This window comes from Aliiroseovarius sp., assembly GCF_965228805.1.
Taxonomy (GTDB): Bacteria; Pseudomonadota; Alphaproteobacteria; order Rhodobacterales; family Rhodobacteraceae; genus JASBTN01.
The window spans coordinates 860,092-878,709 of record NZ_CBDDIE010000003.1 but is presented as its reverse complement, the minus strand read 5'-3'; the positions used below and the strand labels follow the sequence as shown (position 1 = coordinate 878,709).

The following is an 18,618-nucleotide window of genomic DNA, read 5'->3' as shown; positions in this document are numbered from 1 at the left end:
GGAGCTTTGCATGAAACGAATTCTGTCCCTTGCGGCGCCGCTGATCGCCGTTCTGACCACACCAGCTCTGGCGCGGGAGGTCACGGATTTCACCTTGGATAACGGCATGCAGGTTGTGGTGATCGAGGATCACCGCGCCCCGGTCGTGGTCAACATGGTCTGGTACCGGGTCGGCGCGGCGGACGAAGCCCCCGGCAAATCCGGCATCGCGCATTTCTTCGAACACCTGATGTTCAAGGCCACGGACGAGCTGGAAAGCGGCGAGCTGTCGCGCATTGTCGAGGCCAATGGCGGGTCTGACAACGCCTTTACCAGCCAGGATTACACCGCCTATTTCCAGCGCGTGGCGGCGGATCGGCTTGGGCTGATGATGAGCCTGGAAGCTGACCGGATGCGCGACCTGACCCTGACCGAGGAAGAGGTTGCCACCGAACGCGACGTGATCATCGAGGAACGCTTCACCCGCACCGACAGCGACCCCAATGCGCTGTTTCGTGAACAGATGGCCGCGGCGGCCTATCTGAACCACCCCTATGGCATCCCGATTATCGGCTGGCGCCATGAGATGGAGCAGCTGAGCCGTGAAGACGCCCTGGCCTTCTACCGCACCTATTACGCGCCCAACAATGCCATCGCGGTGATCGCCGGCGACGTGGACCCGGACGAGGTGCGCGCACTGGCTGAACAACATTACGGCGTGTTGGAACCCAGCTTGGACCTGCCCGAACGCGCCCGTCCGCAGGAACCGCCGCAGCTGGCCGAGCGGCGGCTGAGCTACTCCGACCCGCGCGTCGGGCGGCCTTATCTGGTGCGCCGTTACCAGGCGCCGGAACGCGACCCGGGCGACCAGGAGGTCGCCGCTTCGCTGGTCTACCTGGCCGAGATCCTGGGCGGCGACGGTGCGACCTCGGTGCTGGGCCGGGCGCTGCAGTTCGAGGATCCGAAGGCAGTCTATACCTCGGCCAGTTACCGGGCGACTTCGCTGGACGATACCGCCTTCAGCCTGATCGCCGCCCCTAAGGACGGGGTCAGCTTGGAGGAGATGGAAGCGGAAATGGACGCAGTGATCGCCGAGTTTTTCGAGACCGGCATCGATTCCGAGCAATTCGCCCGCCTGAAGATGCAGCTGCGCGCCGCCGAGATCTATGAACAGGACAATGTGCAGTCCCTGGCTGACGAATACGGGCGCAGCCTGACCTCGGGCCTGACGCTGGAAGATATCGCCGCCTGGCCGGACGTGCTGCAATCCGTCACCGAAGAGGATGTGATGGAGGCCGCGCGCATGGTCTTTGACCGCCGCCGCGCCGTCACCGGCTTCGTCATGCCTGAAAACGGGGAGATGACCCAATGAACCGCCTGTCGCTGATTGTATCCACCCTTTTTCTGGCCGTTCTTGCCGCGCTGCCCGCCCGGGCCGAGGTGGACATTCAGGAGGTGACCTCCCCCGGCGGCCTGAAGGCGTGGCTGGTTGAGGAACACTCCCTACCCTTCATGGCGCTGGAGATCCGCTTCCGCGGCGGGGCCTCGCTGGATGCGCCGGGCAAACGTGGTGCCACCAACCTGATGGCCGCGCTGATCGAGGAAGGCGCGGGTGATCTTGACGCACGCGGCTTTGCCGAGGCGCGCGACGGGCTGGCGGCCTCGTTCCGCTTCGACGTGCATGACGATGCGCTGACCGTGTCCGCCCGCTTCCTGTCCGAAAACCGCGATGAGGCCGTGGCGCTGCTGCGCACGGCCCTGACCGCACCGCGTTTCGACCCTGATGCCATCGACCGCGTGCGCGGCCAGGTCCTGTCGAGCCTGCAATCGCGCGCGACCGATCCGATGGATATCCTAGGCGAGGCCGCCGACCGGCTGGCCTTTGGCGACCACCCCTATGGAAGCTATCAGGGCGGCACGCCGGACAGTGTCGCGGCCCTGACCCGTGACGATATCGTGGCGGCCTTCGACGGCGCCGTGGCCCGCGACCGCATCTATCTTGGTGCGGTGGGCGACATTACCGCCGAGGAGCTGGGTATGCTTCTGGACGAGCTGTTTGCGGACCTGCCCGAGACCGGCGCGCCGATCCCCGAACCGGTGCCCTTCGGCCTGCCCGAAGGCGGCGTCACGGTGGTGCCCTTCGACACCCCGCAGTCGGTGGCGCGTTTTGCCCATCGCGGCATTACCCGCGACGACGACGATTTCTTCGCCGCCTATGTGCTGAACGAGATCCTGGGCGGCGGCGGCTTCAACTCGCGCCTGATGGACGAGGTGCGCGAGAAACGCGGGCTGACCTATGGTATTGCCACCTATCTGGTGGCCAAGGATCTGAGCGAATATGTGGTCGGCCAGGTTTCGTCACAGAACGCGACCATGGGCGAGGTCGTGAATGTGGTGCGCGCCGAGTGGGAAAAGATCGCCACCGAGGGTGTGACCGCCGAGGAGCTTGAGGGCGCCCAGACCTACCTGACCGGTGCCTACCCGCTGCGGTTCGACGGCAACGGGCCGATTGCCCGCATCCTGGTCAGCATGCAGATGGAGGGGCTGGGTATCGATTACATCGCCACGCGCAACGACAAGGTGCGCGCGATCACGCTGGAGGAGATCAACCGCGTGGCCGCCCGGATCTATGACCCCGAGGCGCTGCATTTCGTCATTGTCGGCCAGCCCGAAGGGGTCGAATGACCCGTTGATGCCTCTGTTCGCCCGGTCCCCAACCGGGCGGCGGATCATCCCCTTTTGTTCCGTTTCCCCATGGCAGAATCGGCGCGATCCGTGCTAGGTTTAGTGTCATGCACGACCCAGACCCCCAAATGAGCGGTTATCCACAGGCTGACCGCCCTGTCATTCGCCAGTTGGACGACGCCGCGATCAACCGGATTGCGGCCGGTGAAGTCGTGGAACGGCCCGCTTCGGCGGTGAAGGAGCTGGTGGAGAACGCCCTGGACGCGGGCGCCAGCCGGGTAGAGGTCTGTTACGCCGATGGCGGCAAGACGCTGATCCGGGTCACGGACAACGGTTGTGGCATCGCCGCCGACGATCTGCCGCTGGCGCTCTCGCGCCATGCGACATCGAAGATCGACGGCTCGGACCTGCTCGATATTCACACGTTCGGCTTCCGGGGCGAGGCGCTGCCCTCCCTGGGCGCGGTCGGGCGTCTGTCGATCACCTCGCGCATTCCCGGCGCCGAGGCCGCAGTGATCCGCGTCGCGGGCGGTCAGATGGAGCCGGTGAAACCCGCCGCCCTGTCCGAGGGCACGGTGGTCGAGCTGCGCGACTTGTTCTTCGCGACGCCTGCAAGGCTGAAATTCCTGCGCACGGATCGGGCCGAGGCCCAGGCGATCACAGATGTGGTCAAGCGTCTTGCGATGGCAGAACCCCATGTGGGCTTCGTGCTGCGCGATGTCTCGGGTGGCGGCGAAGGCCGCGTGACCTTTCGCGCGGACCCGGAACAGGGCGACATGTTCGACGCACTGCACGGGCGACTGGGCACGATCCTAGGCCGCGAGTTCGCCGAAAACGCCCTGGCGATCGACGCCGAACGCGACGGGCTGCGGCTGACCGGTTATGCTGCCCTTCCGACCTATTCGCGGGGCGCGGCGGTGGCGCAGTTTCTCTTCGTCAATGGCCGCCCGGTGAAGGACAAGCTGCTGACCGGGGCGCTGCGCGCGGCCTATTTCGATTTCCTCAGCCGCGACCGCCATCCGGCGGCGGCGCTGTTCGTGAGTTGCGATCCGCATCTGGTCGACGTGAACGTGCATCCGGCGAAATCCGAGGTGCGCTTTCGTGAGCCCGCCACGGCACGCAGCCTGATCGTGTCGGGCCTGCGCCACGCGTTGTCCGGGGCGGGGCATCGTGCCTCCACCACCGTGGCGGGCGCCACGCTGGATGCGATGCGCCCGGAAGCGCCGGTCGACACTCCGCGCGTCTACCAGATGGACCGCCCGTCGATGGGCACGCGGCCGATGGCCTATCAGGCGCAGGCGCCGTTGCCCGAGACGCCGGGCTTTGCCGAGATGTCGACGCCCTCGGCCCGGTTCGAACAGGTCGTGGACGAACCTGAGGCACCGCAGCCCGTCGAGGCCCTTCCCCTGGGCGCCGCCCGCGCGCAGCTGCACGAAAACTACATCATCGCCCAGACCGAGACCGGCATCGTCATCGTCGATCAGCACGCGGCGCATGAGCGGCTGGTCTATGAGAAACTGAAACGCCAGATGGCGGAGAACGGCGTGGCGTCGCAGGCGCTGCTGATCCCCGAGATCGTTGAATTGTCGGCCGGTGACACCGCGCGACTGCTGGAGGTGGCGCAGGATCTGGCGAAACTCGGCCTGGTGATCGAACCCTTCGGCGGCGCGGCCATCGCGGTGCGCGAAACCCCCGCGATCCTGGGCGAGGTCAACGCGGGCGACATGATCCGCGATGTGCTGGATGAACTGGCGGACCTGGGCGACAGCCAGACCGTGCAGGCCCGCATCGAGGCGGTGCTCTCCCGCGTGGCCTGCCATGGCTCAATCCGCTCCGGCCGCTGGATGCGCGCGGAAGAGATGAACGCGCTCCTGCGCGAGATGGAGGCAACGCCCCATTCCGGCCAGTGCAACCACGGGCGGCCCACCTATGTGGAGCTGAAGCTCAGCGATATCGAACGGCTGTTCGGGCGCACATGATCCAGGTCGGTACACAGGAGATAACCTTCGAACAGTTGATGCTGGCGGGGGCCGCGCTGGCGGTCCTGCTGCTGGTTCTGGTGCTGCGCCGGGCGGGGCGGTCTGCGCGGGTGGCCGAAGACCTGGCGGGCCAGATGACGGGCCTTGGTCAGGCGGTGCAGGTGCTGGCGCAGGGGCAGGACCAGTTGTCGGGCGGGCTGAAACACGTCTCGGACGCCCAGACCACCGGCCAGACGCAGATGATCCAGACCATGGACGCGCGGCTGGCGCAGGTGCAGCAGCAGATGAACGACCGGCTGCATGACAACGCGCTTCGGTCTGCACGGACGCTGAGTGAAATGCAGGAACGCATGGCCGAGAACCTGCAAGGCTCGGCGGTAAAGACCACGCAGAGCCTCACGCAGTTGCAAGAACGGCTGGCGGTGATCGACAAGGCGCAGGAGAAGATCACGCGGCTGTCGGGTGATGTTCTGTCGCTGCAGGATATCCTGTCGAACAAGCAGACGCGCGGGGCATTCGGGGAAATTCAGCTGAACGATATCGTCTCGAAGGCGCTGCCCTCGGACAGCTATGCGCTTCAGGCGACCCTGTCGAACGGCAAGCGTGCCGATTGCCTGATCCACCTGCCGAACCCGCCCGGCCCCATCGTGATCGACGCCAAGTTCCCACTGGAAGCCTATGAGGCGCTGCGCGCCGCAGAGGGACCGGCGCAGGTTCAGGAGGCGGCACGGGCGATGCGGACCTCGGTGCGCAAGCACATCAGGGATATCTCCGAGAAATATATCCTGGAGGGCGAAACCGCCGAGGGTGCGTTGATGTTCCTGCCGTCGGAGGCGGTCTATGCCGAGCTGCACGCGAACTTCCCCGAACTGGTGCGCGAGGGGTTCGCGGCGCGGGTCTGGATCGTCTCGCCCACCACCTGCATGGCGACGCTGAACACGATGCGGGCGATCCTGAAGGACGCGCGCATGCGTGAGCAGGCCGGCGCCATTCGCAAGGAACTGGCGCTGCTCTCGGCGGATGTGGGGCGTCTGGGTGACCGGGTGACCAATCTGGACAAGCATTTCCACCAGGCGTCCAAGGATATTTCCGAGATCAAGATCTCTGCCGAGAAGGCCGGGCGCCGCGCGCAGCGACTGGACAATTTCGACTTCGAGGAACTTGCGCCCGACAGCGCCGCCGCGGTGGTTCCGCTGACCCGCCCGGAGGCCGAATAGGTCTTTCCCTTGGGGCGGGGCTTTGGCAAGATGAACGCGCCCAAGTGCAAAAGAAGGATCGGAAAATGCTGGAAATCAGCCCCCGCAAAGTGGCCCGCGTGATCCTGCGCGCGCGTGAGCTTGGCTCGAAAGTGGGCCGGTGGGATGCGCCCGGCGATGCCGCCGACGCGGATTCGATCCTGGAAAACCGCCCGTCGGACGGGACCGAAGCCGAGCTGCGCTCCTATATCGCGGATATGAACAATGACGAGCAGGCGAGCCTGGTCGCGATTGCCTGGATCGGGCGTGATACGTTCGATGCCGCCGAATTGGCCGAGGCGATCGAGACGGCGAAGGAGGAAAAGACCTCGCCGACCGAGGATTATCTGTTGGGCATGCCGCATCTGGCGGCCCATTTGGAAGCCGGGCTGGAGGCGCTGGGGCATAATGTCGAAGAGGCGGGCGAGGGGATATTCTGAGCCACTGACAAGCCCCCCGAACCAAAAAACGCCGCCCGGTTGGGGCGGCGTTTCTGTTTTAAATCAAGGGGAAAGCGGCTCAACCCGTGTGATCCACCACTTCGAGGTGCTGGGCCAACCCGTCGATCACCTGCATCCAGTCCTTGATCAGGGCGGGTTCGGACGGGGCCGCCGTGACACCCGGGTAGATGCGCCGTTTCAACACGCTTTCCACCGCCATCGACACCGGGAAGGACACCAGGCGTGCCATCGCCGTGCCGCGGTCGTCGCCCCAGGCGTCCATCACATAGGTCTTGTGATAGGCGGTCTGCCCGTCCTTTTCCGCCTTCAGCGCAACGCAGAGCACGACGCGGTCCGGTTCGCCCTCGTCATAGGCGTTCTCGGCCCAAAACTGATCGGACATCTCCTTGAGCCGCGCGTCGCCTTCGGGGCCGGACAGGGTCTCGATCTCGGAAAACACGTCGCCCCAGGCCTCGGCCCAGCCGTTCAGGCGCAGGGTGCCGCGCACGAATTCCTGCACCTTCCAGGTGGGATCGAACTTGTAATCCTCCATGAAGGGGATCGAGTCGCGGTTCGGGTAGACCTCGAAGCTTTCGGGCGCGGGCAGGGGCGCCTGATAGCTGGAAATCGCATCCCAGGGCCGCGCCACGTCATACTCGGCAAAGTCGCGGATCGACTTCGAGGGCGACCGCAGTGCCTTCAGCACGCCCAGGGGCGACCAGCTGAACTTGTAACGAAACGGGTTGGCGTGTTTCGGGATGCCGCCGCAATAGCTGATGAAACTCAGGGTGTTATCGGCGTCATAGGCGTCCGAGGCGCGGTAATCCGCGACCAGCCAATGGGCCATCAGGTGGTCGATGCCGGGATCTAGGCCAACCTCGTTCACGCAGGCCACGCCAGCGGATTTGGCGGCCTCGTCCAGCGCGCGCATTTCCGGCGCGATGTAGGAGGACGAGACGAAATGCGCACCCTTGGCGATGCAGAGCTCGGCCAGCGGCACGTGCCAGTCGCCGGGCAGCATGGACACGGCCACGTCGCCCGGGGCCAGGACCGCGCCCAGGGCATCGATGTCGAAGGCGCGAATGTCCTTGGCAATGTCGCCCACCGCGGCCTCGGCCTTGTCGATGGTCCGGTTCCAGACCACGACGTCGTGACCGCGCTCGATCAGGCGGCGCAGGCCGGGAATGGCCGACAGGCCGGTGCCACACCAATGGATGGTCATGCTCAAACTCCCTGCATGTGTTCGTTGAAGGTCGCTTCGGCCCGGCCCCAGACCCCTGTGGTGAGGGCGTCGAGGGTCAGGAGCGACGGCAGAAGTTGCCCGGCATAGTCGATCGAGCTTTCGACCGGCAGCATGGAGGGCAGGTTGTCGATCGCCATGACGTCCAGCACGGGCGCCTCGGCCACGCGCAGCGCGGGCGTGGCCCAGCTGGTGGCGCGGTCATAGATCGGGATCGGGTTGTAATCGCTGTCCGGGTCGCAGGCGACGTCGCCGATGGCGGTCAACTTGCGGTCGGCGGTCAGGGCGTCGCGGGGCACGAACACGGGCGTGCCCGGGCGGGCGAGGATGCAGTTGATGAAGAGGTCATGGTCCAGGATTTCCGGAAACGGCCCGCCGCTGGCGGTCTCGGCCATGTCCCATTTGGTCACTGTCACGCCCATCTCGGTCAAAAGGTCCGAAGCGCCGGTGCCGACCCGCCCCAGCGCGCCGATGACGATGGCGGTGGGGGCGTCAAAACCGGCGATCTCGCCCTTCAGCTCGGCGATCAGCGCATCCTTGCCTGGATATGCGCCGACCGGTGGGCAGGTCTCGCCGCGTTGCTGGGCGGCCCAAGTTTTCAGCGTCACCGCGGCACCCGCGAAACCCGCCCAATAGCCGAAGGCGGCGACGCGTCGGCCGTCTTCGTCGACCAAGTATTCCAGGTCATAGAGCGTGCCACCCCCGGCCTTGAAGCGTTCCAAGAGGGCGCGACCGGAATGCTGTCCCTTGAAGGCGTGGCCGAACATGATGTGGCGGTGGGGCAGGGGGCTGCCGTCTTCGGGCAGCTCCTTCAGGCCGAAGATGATCGCGTCCGCAGGGGCGCTGGGCCAGCTGTTCTCGGTCGCCACCTCGCAGCCCGCGTCGATGTAGCCTTGCATCGGGATGGCGCGGACCGAGCTTTCCTCGACCGTCACCCGAATCCCCTTGTCGATCAAAGCCTTGGCCCCTTCAGGCGTCAGGCCCACGCGGTCTTCGTTCGGGCGCTGCTCGGCCCGAACCCAGAGATGTGTCATAGCATTCCTCACAACATTCCCGCGGTTTTCACCGCCTTGATCGACGCCCGCGCCTCCATCGCTTTGATGAAGCGGCAGAGGCGGGGAAACTCTTCCACCCGGACGCCGTCGCCGGGCAGCCAGGTGCAGATCACATACAGGTAGATGTCGGCCAATGTCAGCCCACCCGCGACAACAAAGGGCGCAAAGTCACAGGTGGCTTCCAGATGGGTGCAGCAGGCGGACATGGTTTCGGGCACCTTGGCGGTCATGTCGGCGTGGCTCTCAGGCTTGTCGGCCCAACGGGCGCCGCGCAGCTTGTGTGCGTGGGCCACATGCATGGTGGTGGCGAGGTAATACATGACCTCGCGCATACGGAAAGCGGCCATGGGGGCGGCTGGCACCAACCCGGCCTGAGGTGCGAGCGTCGCGATATGTTCCAGAAGGGCACCGGTTTCGGTCAGGATCTGCCCGTCAATGACCAGGGCCGGTACGCGGCCCTTGGGGTTCACGGCCAGGTATTCGGGTTGTGATTGTGCACTGGAGGCGAAGTCCACAAGGCGGGGCGTATAGGTGATCCCGGCTTCCTCCAGTGCGATTGCCGTGGCGACCGAGATTGAGTTGGGGGCGTAGAACAGGTCCATCGGGGCCTCCTCAGAAATGCGTCTGCGCGTCGTGACGCGCAGGGTTCTCAAGGTGAGGCACCGCGTTGAACTGGGTCAGGGTCAGCCCGGCGGGCATCAGGCGCATCTTGTGCACGGAAGAGTTCATGATCGGCAGGATCGCCCGGGTAAAGGGCCCGATATCCAGCCCCATGACCACGCGGGTCGCCATGCCGATGAAACCGCCGGAGGTAAAGGCGATGACATTGTCGCCCGCCCCGGCGAGGTCGTGGATCACGTCCGAGACGCGGGTCTGGAAGTCGTGGAAGGTTTCGGAGACGCCGTCGATCTTGCCCTCCTGCCAGGCCGAGAAGGTCAGGGGCAGGTGATCGACGAATTCCTCATGCGTGCGCGGCACCGCGATGCCGAATTGCGCGTGCATGCGTTCGGACAGGTCGAAATAGCGCACCTCGTTCAGGCGCTCGTCCACTGTGAAGGCCTCGGCACCCCATTCTTCGGCGGTCTGCTGATGGCGGATCAGTGAGCCGGTAAAGACCTTGTCGAACTCGGCCCCCGTGGCGCGCATATGTTCGCCCAACCAGCGCGCCTGCTGGCGGCCCAGGTCGGACAAGCGGTCATAGCCGTCCTCGGTCGTGGCCGTGTTATTGGCCTGGCCGTGGCGGATCAGGGTGAGCGTGGTCATGGGATGCCTCCGTATTGCCCGGCATTGGTAGGCGAGCGCGTGGAGTGAGGAAAGGGGCTTTGGGTGAGAATTTGAAACTGGCTCATCTTTCGCTTGAAACTGGACCAGCGCTGGTGTTGCTTTCGCGAAATCGCCCTTGATCGGAGTTCCCCGCATGCGTTTTCTTCCCGGCCTTCTGGCACTCGGCCTGTTTTTGTCCAACCCTGCGGTTGCAGAGGAGGAATGCGTTGAATTTGCGGGACAATGTCAGAAGCGCGATGATACCTCCCTGACGGTGCGTTTGGATGGTGACACGCCCAATCTGAGCGGTATTGAAGCCCTGGAATGGGTCACTTGGGTCAATGTGCGCGGCGATGGGCGCGCGGTGGACCTGACCCCGCTCAGTACGCTCAAAGGGTTGGAGAAACTGTCTTTGGAGCGGGTCGAGGTTGAAAGTCTCTCCCCTCTGGTTGGGCTTCCCCTGCGCCATCTGGCGTTGAAAGAGTTGGGTGCAACTGACCTTGCCCCCCTGGGTGGGATGACAGAGCTGCGGGATGTCTTTTTGTCCCGTGTGCAAGTCGCCCCCTTGAACCTCGCTGTCCTGCCTCCTCTGGAGCGGCTGTCGCTGATCGAAACCCCTGTGGCCGGGCTGGAGGGGTTGGTGGGCTGGCAGGATTTGCGCCAGTTGGCCCTGGCGCATACTGGCGTATCGGACCTGTCGCCTCTGTCCGGCATGACCCTGAACAGCCTGTTTCTGCGTGGCGCGCGGTTGACCGATCTGTCCGGCCTGTCCGGAGTTAAGGGGCTGACCCATCTGACCCTGAACGGTGCCGAGGTGACCTCGCTGGACGGGGCGCCTTTCGGGCCGGGGTTCCGACGACTGTCGGCTGAGGGGTCGGCCTTGACGGATATCTCGGCCCTCTCGGCGGCGGTCAATTTGGAGGGGCTGAACCTGCGGGGCAGTATGGTGTCGGACCTGACGGCGATCAGTGGGATGCAGCGGCTCAAGCAGTTGGACCTGCGCGAGACGCCTCTGACCGACCTGTCGCCCCTGATTGACCTTCCCGCGTTGAAACAGCTGGACCTTTCGGACACCCAAATCGCCGACCTTTCCCCCTTGGCCGGGCTGGTGTCGGTTCAGCAGATCAGCCTTTCGCGTATCCCCGCCACGGACCTTTCGCCCCTGGCGAATATGGATGCGGTTCAGGGGCTGTGGTTGAACGAAACCAGGGCCACGGACCTCACCCCGCTCATGGAAATGGACAGCCTTGAGGCCATGCGGATCGACGATGCGCGCATGGTGACCAAGGGCGGATTGCCGGACTATATCGCCACCCGCATCCCCCCGGGGGAATAGGCGAAAGGCCGTCTGGCGCAAAAAGCGCGTGGTTTGTCGGCTTTGGAAGACTGCGGGTTCGGGCAGCGTGGTGTATACTGCCCGGACTACGCGGAGGCATATATGTCGGACGGAATCAAATTCACCCTGGACGGGCGCGAGGTTGTCGCGCGCGATGGCGAAACCATTTGGGAGGTCGCAAAGCGCGAAGGCACGACCATTCCCCACCTGTGTCACAAGGACCAGGTCGGCTATCGCTCGGACGGTAACTGCCGGGCCTGCATGGTCGAAGTCGAGGGTGAGCGCACCCTGACCGCCTCCTGCGTGCGGGCGCCAGCCGAGGGCATGGTGGTCAACTCCGACAACGCCCGCGCCAAGACCGCGCGCAAGATGGTGATGGAGATGCTGGTCGCCGACCAGCCCGCCCGCGAGGAAGCGCACGATACCTCGTCACATTTCTGGGACATGGCCGAGGCGCAGGGCGTGACGGAAAGTCGCTTCCCCAAGCTGGAAGAGGGCCGCATTCCCCTGCTGGACGACAGCCATGTCGCGATGCGCGTGAACCTGGATGCCTGCATCAGCTGCAACCTCTGTGTGCGGGCCTGTCGAGAGGTTCAGGTCAATGACGTGATCGGCATGGCGGGGCGCGGCCACGATGCCTACCCTGTGTTCGACCAGGGTGATGACATGGGTGCCTCGACCTGCGTGGCCTGTGGCGAATGCGTTCAGGCCTGCCCAACCGGCGCGCTGATGCCCGCCACGGTCCAGGCCGACAAGCAGGACTTCGACAAGGAAGTCGAAAGCGTCTGCCCCTTCTGTGGCGTCGGCTGTCAGGTCTCGATGAAGATCAAGGGTGACAAGGTCGTGCATGTCGAGGGCATCAACGGCCCGGCCAACGAAGGGCGCCTCTGCGTCAAGGGTCGCTTTGGCTTCGACTACATCAACCACCCGCATCGCCTGACCAAGCCGCTGATCCGCAAGGAAGGCGCGGAAAAAGGTCTGAACGTCGATCCCGCCAACCCGCTGACCCATTTCCGCGAAGCGACCTGGGAAGAGGCGCTGGATGTTGCCGCTGCGGGCCTGACCCGTCTGCGCGACACCCATGGGGGCGAGGCGGTGGCCGGGTTCGGCTCGGCCAAATGCACCAACGAAGAAGCCTACCTGTTCCAGAAGTTCATCCGCCAGGGCTTTGCCCATAACAACGTCGACCACTGCACCCGCCTGTGCCACGCCTCGTCGGTGTCGGCTCTGCTGGAAAATGTCGGATCGGGCGCGGTGACGGCCAGCTTCAACGAGATCGAGAACGCCGATGTGGCCATCGTCATCGGGTCGAACCCGATCGAGAACCACCCGGTCGCGGCGACCTATTTCAAGCAGTTCACCAAGCGTGGCGGCAAGCTGATCGTGATGGATCCGCGCGGCGTCGGCATGGGCCGGTTCGCCACCCACCGCTTGCTGTTCAAGCCGGGCGCGGATGTGTCGATGCTGAACGCGATCATGCATGTGATTGCCGAGGAAGGGCTGCAGGACGATGACTACATCGCAAAGCACACCGAGAACTGGGAGGCGATGCGCGAGCATCTGAAGGCCTTCTCGCCGGAAGCGATGGAGGAGATCTGCGGCATCCCGGCCGACGAGCTGCGTGCTGCGGCCCGCACCTTTGCGGCGGGCAAGAACGGCATGATCTTCTGGGGCATGGGCGTCAGCCAGCACACCCACGGCACCGACAACTCGCGCTGCCTGATCGCGCTGGCGCTGATGACCGGCAACGTGGGGCGCCCGGGCACGGGCCTGCACCCGCTGCGCGGTCAGAACAACGTGCAGGGCGCGTCGGACGCGGGGCTGATCCCGATGTTCTACCCGGATTACAAGCCGGTCGGCGACCCCGAGGTGCGCGCCAAGTACCAGGCGCTTTGGGGCACGGACAACCTGTCTCCCGACAAGGGCCTGACCGTGGTCGAGATCATGGACGCCGTCTATGACCGCAAGATCAAGGGCATGTACATCCTGGGCGAAAACCCGGCCATGTCCGACCCGGATGTGAACCACGTGCGCGAGGCGCTGAAACGCATGGAGTTCCTGGTCAGCCAGGACATCTTCCTGACCGAAACCGCCAGCTATGCCGACGTGGTCCTGCCCGCTGGCGCCTTCGCCGAAAAACGCGGCACTGTGTCCAACACCAACCGCACCGTGCAGATGGGCCGCCCGGCCGTACCGCCCCCGGGCGAGGCGCAGGAGGATTGGTGGATCACCACCGAGCTGGCCAAGCGCATCGGTCTGGACTGGACCTACGAGCACCCGCGTGACGTCTACGGCGAGATGGAGCAGGCGATGCCCTCGCTGGCGAACATCACCTGGGACCGCCTTGAGGCGCAGAACGCGGTGACCTACCCGTCGCTGTCGCCGGAAGATCCCGGTCAGGCGGTCGTCTTCGGTGACGGCTTCCCGCGTGCCGGTGGCCGGGCGCGTTTTGCCCCCGCCACGATCATCCCGCCCGCCGAAACCCCGGATGACGAATACCCGATGGTGCTGACCACCGGCCGTCAGCTGGAACACTGGCACACCGGCTCGATGACCCGCCGCTCGGTGGTTCTGGACGCGATCGAACCGGAGGCGAACTGTTCGATGAACCCCAAGACCCTGCGCGACATGGGCGTGGAGCCGGGCGACCTGGTGCGCCTGACCACCCGTCGTGGCACGATCACCGTAATGGCGCGGGCCGATTACGCGATTGCCGAGAACATGGTCTTCCTGCCCTTCGCCTATGTCGAGGCGGCGGCAAACCTGCTGACCAACCCGGCGCTGGACCCCTATGGCAAGATCGCCGAGATGAAGTTCTCGGCCGTGCGGGTCGAGAAGGCGAACGAGCCGGGAATCGCTGCTGAGTAATAAAAACTCCATAATATACAGATGATTCGATAAGCGCCCTGCGGACCTCCGCGGGGCGTTTTCTTTGTGGGAATGTGGCATTCTGCCCTGCGGCACTTGATCTCGGTTAGGTTCGGCGCGGGGGCTGCATGCAAGGCTCAATGATCCCTTGAGACTGATCGGAGAGACGCGATGACAATGGACAAGATGCTGAAACTACCCCCCATGAGCCTTTCTTTGTGCGCCGCCGTTCTGGCGGTGGCGACCACCGGCACCGCTCTGGCCTGGTCGGAGGAAACCACCAACGACCGTGACTACAACGGCGTCTGCGATTATGTGCCGGAAGCGCAATGCGCGGGCGCGATCCGCATGGATGCGGACATGTCCGGTGTGGATATGACCGATGCCTCGATGACCACGATGCGGCTGGATCGCGCGAACCTGTCGCGTGCCACCCTGACACGCGCCATCCTGCACATGACCAATCTGGCCGATGCCAACCTGATGTTGGCCGACCTGACCGGCGCGCACATGCACGCGGTCAACCTGCAGGGCGCAGACCTGACGATGGCGAACCTGACCGGCGTGAACCTGCTGGATGCCGACCTGCGCGGTGCGAACCTGCTGGGTGCCAAGATGACTGATGCAATCCTGATCGAAGCCAATCTGGTCGGTGCCACCTGGACCGATGGTCGCACCTGCGGCGAGGGCTCCATCGGCGAGTGCAAGTAATGCTCGGGATCTGACTGTGCCCGGCCTGTCCGGGCGCAGTCGGCCTCAGTCGGAGAAGCAGAGTTTGTTGCGGTCCAGGTCCCGCACATAGGCGGAAAACTTGGGTTCGCGCTGGCCGGGCTCGCCCGCGCAACTGCCGCCAAGGGCGATGGCCTTTGCGTGAAGCCGTTTGACCTCGTCCGCAGATCCGACCGCGAAGCCCACCATGGTCCCGTTGCCGTTGGTGGCCGGGTTCTGATCGAACGGGATCGCCAGGGCAAAGGCGAAATCCTCACCCAGCCAATAGGTCATGCGATCCGACGCCGGGACATGGTTCAACCCGGTCCCGTCGAAAAGCGCGGCGTAGAAGGCGGTCGCTGCCGCCATGTCATTCGTGCCGAGCACGACGTAGTTCAGTTTCATGATGCGAGACCCCGGACTGTTTTCGGTTGTAGCCCGCCTATCCTTGTTCTCGGGCACCGCGCTAGATCACGCCGCTGTCACTGGTGACAGGATGCGTCAGCAGAGGGCCGTTAGAGCCCCATCGCCGACTTCAGCATCGGCAGCACCGCAGCCGCAATGATCCCGACCAACGCGCCGATACCCAAGCGCAGGAAGGGGCGGCCCAGGCTCGGCGCGGCCAGGCTCAACAGCCCGCAGATCACCGCGTAGAATCCTAGCGCAACCGGGTCCATCAGATCGCGCCCAGCACGCGCAGGGCGAGGCCCGCAGTTGACAGGGCGGCAACGGCGAAGGCCAGGGTTCTGAGCACGACGATCCCCGCGCAGTAGATCACGTAATGCGCAACGATGCCGACGAAGAAGGTCGAGGCCAAGAGGCCCGGGTAGGGGTCCTCGGGGATCAGGATCATCGCCATGACGGCCAAGGGGGCGAAGGCCACAAAGGCCTCGACATTGACCCGATGCGCGCGCATGGCGCGTTGGGCCCAGGCCGATTGTGGCCGCGCGTTCGGGTCGTAATTCGCCAGCGCCCCCATCAGGCCCCGGGTGGCAATGCGGTCAAGAATGTAGGGCACCCAGGACAGCGCCACCCACAGCGCGGTCAGGGCGGTATAGAATTGCAGTTTGTCCATCGTTCGCTCCTCCTGTGGTGGAGGATAGCACAGACGGCAGGTTTCCCCGAATGCACGCGCGGGATCAGCCCCAGCGCACGTCACCCAGAAAGATGTACCCGGCCCCATAGATCGTCTTGATCAGGCGGGGATTTTTCGGATCTTCGCGCAGTTTCGTGCGCAGGCGCGAGATGCGCACATCCATCGCGCGGTCGAAGCTTTCGCCGGCCACTCCGCCCAGGCTTTCCTGCATCTGCGCGCGGGAAATCAGCCGCTTGGGCGCGTCCAGGAACAGGCGCAGCACCTCGCCTTCAGCGTGGGAGAACGTCACCTCCTCGCCCTTTTCGTCCTCCAGCACGTAACGGTCGAAATGGGCGGTCCACCCGGCAAAGCGCGCGGTGTTGGACGCCTGCGGGCCGGGTTTGGCCGACCGCAGGCGCGCGCGCACACGGGCGACCACCTCGGCCGGTTCAAACGGTTTGATGATGTAGTCATCGGCGCCCAGCTCCAGTCCCGTCACCCGATCCTGCACCTGCGCGCGACCCGAGATGATGATGATCGAGGCGCCTGATTCCAAAGCCAGCCGGTGCACGAGCGTGAGCCCGTCGCGGTCCGGCAGGCCCAGGTCGACCAGGCAAACATCGGGGGACATGGAGGCCAGCGCCGCCTCGAACTCGGTCGCGCGGGCGAAGCTGGCGGTGCGAAAGCCAGCGTCCTCCAGGGCGCCCGACAGCATGCGGCGGATTTCCGGTTCGTCGTCCAGAATGGCAACCAAGGGTTGGGTCATGGGGAAACCTCCTGGGACAAAAAGGCGCAAAGCTCGGCCTGGGTAAAGGGTTTGGGCAACACCGGCACCGGCGCGGTGGCGCGGCGGGTATCATCGGGCGGCAGCGAGGTCATCAGGAGCGCGGGGATCGACAGGCCCGCGTCCAGCTGTCGGCGCAGGAAGTCGGGGCCGGTCTCGTCCCCTTCCAGCACGATGTCGGACAGGATCAGACCCAGCCCGTCGAGCCCCACCAGCGCTTCGGCTTCCTCGGTCGAAGCCGCTTCGACCACCTGGTGACCCATGACGATCAGCATCTCGCGCACTGCCTCGCGAATGTCGGGGTTGTCTTCGACCAGCAGCACAAGGCGCGGGGCCATTGGTGCCTGTGCGGCGCGCAGGGGCAGGCGCATCGACACCACAGCGCCGCCGCAGTCACCGTTCATGATCTTGACCTGGCCACCCGCCAGCTTGGCCTGGTCGTAGACCATCGCCAGCCCAAGGCCGGAGCCATCCCCGCCCTTGGTGGTGAAGAACGGGTCCAGCGCGTGTTCCAGTGCCTCGGGCGAGAAACCCGGGCCGGTGTCGGTCACGCGGAACTCGATCCAGGTTTCACGGATCGCGCGCACGGTCAGCCAGATCGTGCCCCCAGCGGAGCCGATCGCGTGGGTCGCGTTGATGATCAGGTTCAGAAGCGCGTCTTGAACCGATCCGGCGTCCATCAGCACCGGTTCGTCCAGCCCCTCCAGCGTGATGTCCAGGGCAATACCTTCGGGCAGGGTGGGGCCGGCCAGCGCTTCAAGTCCACGCAGAAGCTCGGGTATGTCGGTTGCCTCGAAGCGCATTTCGCGATGCCCGGAGATCGACGCGATCCGGTCCAAAAGAGTGCCGCCCCTACGCACGGCAGCATGGGTGGCGTCCACCAGTTCGCGCGCGTCCCCAGTCAGTTCCATGCCGGACAGGCGCGATTGCAGCCCCAGGATGATGGTCAGTAGGTTCGAGAAATCATGCGCCATGCCATTGGTCATCTGCGCCGCCAGCTCGCGTTTGCGGGTCTGGTTCAGCGCGGCGCGGGCCTGGGCTTCTTCTGTGACATCCATCGACAGGATATAGACGCCGGTGATCTCGCCCTCATCCAGATCCGGAGTCAGAGCGACCCGGATGCGACGGCCGGAGCCTTCGTGGGTAAACTCGAACACCGAGGGTTCTCCGGCAAAGGCACGTTGGAAATAGGGGGCAATTCGGCCATAGGCCTCTTCCCCCAGCGCCTCGGAGGCGTGCAGCCCCAGCAGGTTCGACGGCCGCCCCGGCATGACAGACCCCAGCCGCCGGTTCGAGAAGGTGTAATACTGATCCGTGTCGATACGCGCGATATGGGCGGGCATCATCTCGGCGGTCAGGCGGGTGCGGCTTTCCATCTCGGTCAGCTGGCGCTTGGTTTCCTCCAACTGCGCGTTGGCGGCGGCCAGCGCGCGGTTGGTCTGGGCCAGCTCCTCGGAATGAGTCAGCACCTGGTCCGACAGCTCTTCGGATCGGGCACGCAAGAGCGTCTCCTGCCGTTTGACCTGGGTAATGTCGGTATAGACCGTGACCCAGCCGCCTTGGGGCAGCGGGCTGCCTTCGATCGAGATCATGCGGCCATTGGCGCGGGTCCGTTCGACGTAATGCGGCTCAAACGCCAGGGCCTGTTCAACCCGGCTCTGCACGAACCCGTCGGGGTCCAGCACCTCGCCATATTCGCCGCGATCGACCAGGAAGCGGATCGTTTCTGCAAAATCCGCGCCCGGCGTGGTCAGGCGGGCGGGCAGGGTGAACATCTCGGCGAACTTGCGATTTGACACCGCCAGCTTCAAATCCGAATCATAGATCGACAGGGCCTGCTGGATCAGGTTCAGACCGGCCTGGGTCAGGGCGGGCGTGTCGTAAGATTTGCGTGGCATGGGCCTGTCCTCCCCTCTCTCGCTAACACTCGAAGCCCTTGAGTTAAAGGGTTCGCGCGACTGCCGCAGCGTC

General features: G+C 64.9%; 17 protein-coding genes. 8 read left to right on the top strand and 9 right to left on the bottom strand.

The window, feature by feature from the left end:
- The first annotated feature begins 10 nt into the window (after window positions 1-10).
- From ACO07D_RS05490 to ACO07D_RS05470, 5 genes are all read left to right on the top strand, one after another.
- Complete coding sequence (locus ACO07D_RS05490; RefSeq protein ID WP_421701944.1) at window positions 11-1,351, top strand: M16 family metallopeptidase; 1,341 nt, start codon at window positions 11-13, stop codon at window positions 1,349-1,351.
- Window positions 1,348-2,664, top strand: coding sequence for a M16 family metallopeptidase (locus ACO07D_RS05485; RefSeq protein ID WP_421701943.1), 1,317 nt, complete (start codon window positions 1,348-1,350; stop codon window positions 2,662-2,664). The genes ACO07D_RS05490 and ACO07D_RS05485 overlap by 4 nt, the downstream gene beginning before the upstream one ends.
- Window positions 2,665-2,792: 128 nt before the next feature.
- Window positions 2,793-4,643, top strand: a complete 1,851-nt coding sequence (gene mutL / locus ACO07D_RS05480) for a DNA mismatch repair endonuclease MutL (protein WP_421701942.1) — start codon at window positions 2,793-2,795, stop codon at window positions 4,641-4,643.
- Entirely contained in the window at window positions 4,640-5,860 is a 1,221-nt protein-coding gene (locus ACO07D_RS05475) for a DNA recombination protein RmuC (RefSeq protein WP_421701941.1), read from the top strand. Before mutL ends, ACO07D_RS05475 begins: the two co-directional genes overlap by 4 nt.
- A gap of 65 nt (window positions 5,861-5,925) precedes the next feature.
- A complete protein-coding gene (locus ACO07D_RS05470; RefSeq protein ID WP_421701940.1) occupies window positions 5,926-6,318 on the top strand; it encodes a DUF3775 domain-containing protein in 393 nt (130 codons plus the stop codon).
- A 79-nt stretch (window positions 6,319-6,397) separates the two neighbouring features.
- Here the strand turns inward: ACO07D_RS05470 and ACO07D_RS05465 are convergent, their stop codons facing one another.
- Genes ACO07D_RS05465 through ACO07D_RS05450 form a run of 4 tightly spaced genes read right to left on the bottom strand, consistent with a single transcriptional unit; the run spans window position 6,398 to window position 9,876 of the window.
- Complete coding sequence (locus ACO07D_RS05465; protein ID WP_421701939.1) at window positions 6,398-7,540, bottom strand: saccharopine dehydrogenase C-terminal domain-containing protein; 1,143 nt, start codon at window positions 7,538-7,540, stop codon at window positions 6,398-6,400.
- A gap of 2 nt (window positions 7,541-7,542) precedes the next feature.
- A complete protein-coding gene (locus ACO07D_RS05460) occupies window positions 7,543-8,592 on the bottom strand; it encodes a saccharopine dehydrogenase (protein ID WP_421701938.1) in 1,050 nt (349 codons plus the stop codon).
- Window positions 8,593-8,600: 8 nt separating this feature from the next.
- Complete coding sequence (locus tag ACO07D_RS05455; RefSeq protein ID WP_421701937.1) at window positions 8,601-9,215, bottom strand: glutathione S-transferase family protein; 615 nt, start codon at window positions 9,213-9,215, stop codon at window positions 8,601-8,603.
- A 10-nt stretch (window positions 9,216-9,225) separates the two neighbouring features.
- Window positions 9,226-9,876 carry a histidine phosphatase family protein gene (locus ACO07D_RS05450; protein WP_421701936.1) on the bottom strand — a complete coding sequence of 217 codons (651 nt, stop codon included), beginning with the start codon at window positions 9,874-9,876 and terminating at the stop codon, window positions 9,226-9,228.
- A 154-nt stretch (window positions 9,877-10,030) separates the two neighbouring features.
- Between ACO07D_RS05450 and ACO07D_RS05445 the strand changes: the two genes are divergently transcribed.
- The 3 genes from ACO07D_RS05445 to ACO07D_RS05435 all read left to right on the top strand — a co-directional run bounded on the left by ACO07D_RS05445 (window position 10,031) and on the right by ACO07D_RS05435 (window position 14,791).
- Window positions 10,031-11,212, top strand: a complete 1,182-nt coding sequence (locus ACO07D_RS05445) for a leucine-rich repeat domain-containing protein (RefSeq protein ID WP_421701935.1) — start codon at window positions 10,031-10,033, stop codon at window positions 11,210-11,212.
- Between the two features lie 102 nt (window positions 11,213-11,314).
- The gene (gene fdhF, locus ACO07D_RS05440) at window positions 11,315-14,080 is read left to right on the top strand and encodes a formate dehydrogenase subunit alpha (RefSeq protein ID WP_421701934.1); all 2,766 of its coding nucleotides are present in this window, start codon (window positions 11,315-11,317) and stop codon (window positions 14,078-14,080) included.
- Window positions 14,081-14,284: 204 nt separating this feature from the next.
- Complete coding sequence (locus tag ACO07D_RS05435) at window positions 14,285-14,791, top strand: pentapeptide repeat-containing protein (protein ID WP_421701933.1); 507 nt, start codon at window positions 14,285-14,287, stop codon at window positions 14,789-14,791.
- Window positions 14,792-14,836: 45 nt separating this feature from the next.
- Here the strand turns inward: ACO07D_RS05435 and ACO07D_RS05430 are convergent, their stop codons facing one another.
- From ACO07D_RS05430 to ACO07D_RS05410, 5 genes are all read right to left on the bottom strand, one after another.
- The gene (locus ACO07D_RS05430) at window positions 14,837-15,193 is read right to left on the bottom strand and encodes a VOC family protein (protein WP_421701932.1); all 357 of its coding nucleotides are present in this window, start codon (window positions 15,191-15,193) and stop codon (window positions 14,837-14,839) included.
- 110 nt (window positions 15,194-15,303) lie between these two features.
- Window positions 15,304-15,465, bottom strand: a complete 162-nt coding sequence (locus tag ACO07D_RS05425) for a hypothetical protein (RefSeq protein ID WP_421701931.1) — start codon at window positions 15,463-15,465, stop codon at window positions 15,304-15,306.
- Window positions 15,465-15,863 (bottom strand): MAPEG family protein, encoded by a 399-nt coding sequence (locus tag ACO07D_RS05420; RefSeq protein WP_421701930.1) that lies wholly within the window; start codon window positions 15,861-15,863, stop codon window positions 15,465-15,467. The genes ACO07D_RS05425 and ACO07D_RS05420 overlap by 1 nt, the downstream gene beginning before the upstream one ends.
- 64 nt (window positions 15,864-15,927) lie before the next feature.
- The gene (locus tag ACO07D_RS05415; RefSeq protein WP_421701929.1) at window positions 15,928-16,629 is read right to left on the bottom strand and encodes a response regulator transcription factor; all 702 of its coding nucleotides are present in this window, start codon (window positions 16,627-16,629) and stop codon (window positions 15,928-15,930) included.
- Complete coding sequence (locus ACO07D_RS05410) at window positions 16,626-18,545, bottom strand: PAS-domain containing protein (protein ID WP_421701928.1); 1,920 nt, start codon at window positions 18,543-18,545, stop codon at window positions 16,626-16,628. Before ACO07D_RS05410 ends, ACO07D_RS05415 begins: the two co-directional genes overlap by 4 nt.
- Window positions 18,546-18,618 lie beyond the last annotated feature (73 nt).

Coding starts and splice junctions, on each gene's coding strand:
- fdhF (WP_421701934.1), top strand. CDS start 11,315: ATGTCGGACGGAATCAAATTCACCCTGGACGGGCGCGAGGTTGTCGCG.
- ACO07D_RS05420 (WP_421701930.1), bottom strand. CDS start 15,863: ATGGACAAACTGCAATTCTATACCGCCCTGACCGCGCTGTGGGTGGCG.
- ACO07D_RS05485 (WP_421701943.1), top strand. CDS start 1,348: ATGAACCGCCTGTCGCTGATTGTATCCACCCTTTTTCTGGCCGTTCTT.
- ACO07D_RS05415 (WP_421701929.1), bottom strand. CDS start 16,629: ATGACCCAACCCTTGGTTGCCATTCTGGACGACGAACCGGAAATCCGC.
- ACO07D_RS05425 (WP_421701931.1), bottom strand. CDS start 15,465: ATGGACCCGGTTGCGCTAGGATTCTACGCGGTGATCTGCGGGCTGTTG.
- ACO07D_RS05460 (WP_421701938.1), bottom strand. CDS start 8,592: ATGACACATCTCTGGGTTCGGGCCGAGCAGCGCCCGAACGAAGACCGC.
- ACO07D_RS05490 (WP_421701944.1), top strand. CDS start 11: ATGAAACGAATTCTGTCCCTTGCGGCGCCGCTGATCGCCGTTCTGACC.
- ACO07D_RS05445 (WP_421701935.1), top strand. CDS start 10,031: ATGCGTTTTCTTCCCGGCCTTCTGGCACTCGGCCTGTTTTTGTCCAAC.
- ACO07D_RS05475 (WP_421701941.1), top strand. CDS start 4,640: ATGATCCAGGTCGGTACACAGGAGATAACCTTCGAACAGTTGATGCTG.
- ACO07D_RS05470 (WP_421701940.1), top strand. CDS start 5,926: ATGCTGGAAATCAGCCCCCGCAAAGTGGCCCGCGTGATCCTGCGCGCG.
- ACO07D_RS05435 (WP_421701933.1), top strand. CDS start 14,285: ATGAGCCTTTCTTTGTGCGCCGCCGTTCTGGCGGTGGCGACCACCGGC.
- ACO07D_RS05465 (WP_421701939.1), bottom strand. CDS start 7,540: ATGACCATCCATTGGTGTGGCACCGGCCTGTCGGCCATTCCCGGCCTG.
- ACO07D_RS05410 (WP_421701928.1), bottom strand. CDS start 18,545: ATGCCACGCAAATCTTACGACACGCCCGCCCTGACCCAGGCCGGTCTG.
- ACO07D_RS05450 (WP_421701936.1), bottom strand. CDS start 9,876: ATGACCACGCTCACCCTGATCCGCCACGGCCAGGCCAATAACACGGCC.
- ACO07D_RS05430 (WP_421701932.1), bottom strand. CDS start 15,193: ATGAAACTGAACTACGTCGTGCTCGGCACGAATGACATGGCGGCAGCG.
- ACO07D_RS05455 (WP_421701937.1), bottom strand. CDS start 9,215: ATGGACCTGTTCTACGCCCCCAACTCAATCTCGGTCGCCACGGCAATC.
- mutL (WP_421701942.1), top strand. CDS start 2,793: ATGAGCGGTTATCCACAGGCTGACCGCCCTGTCATTCGCCAGTTGGAC.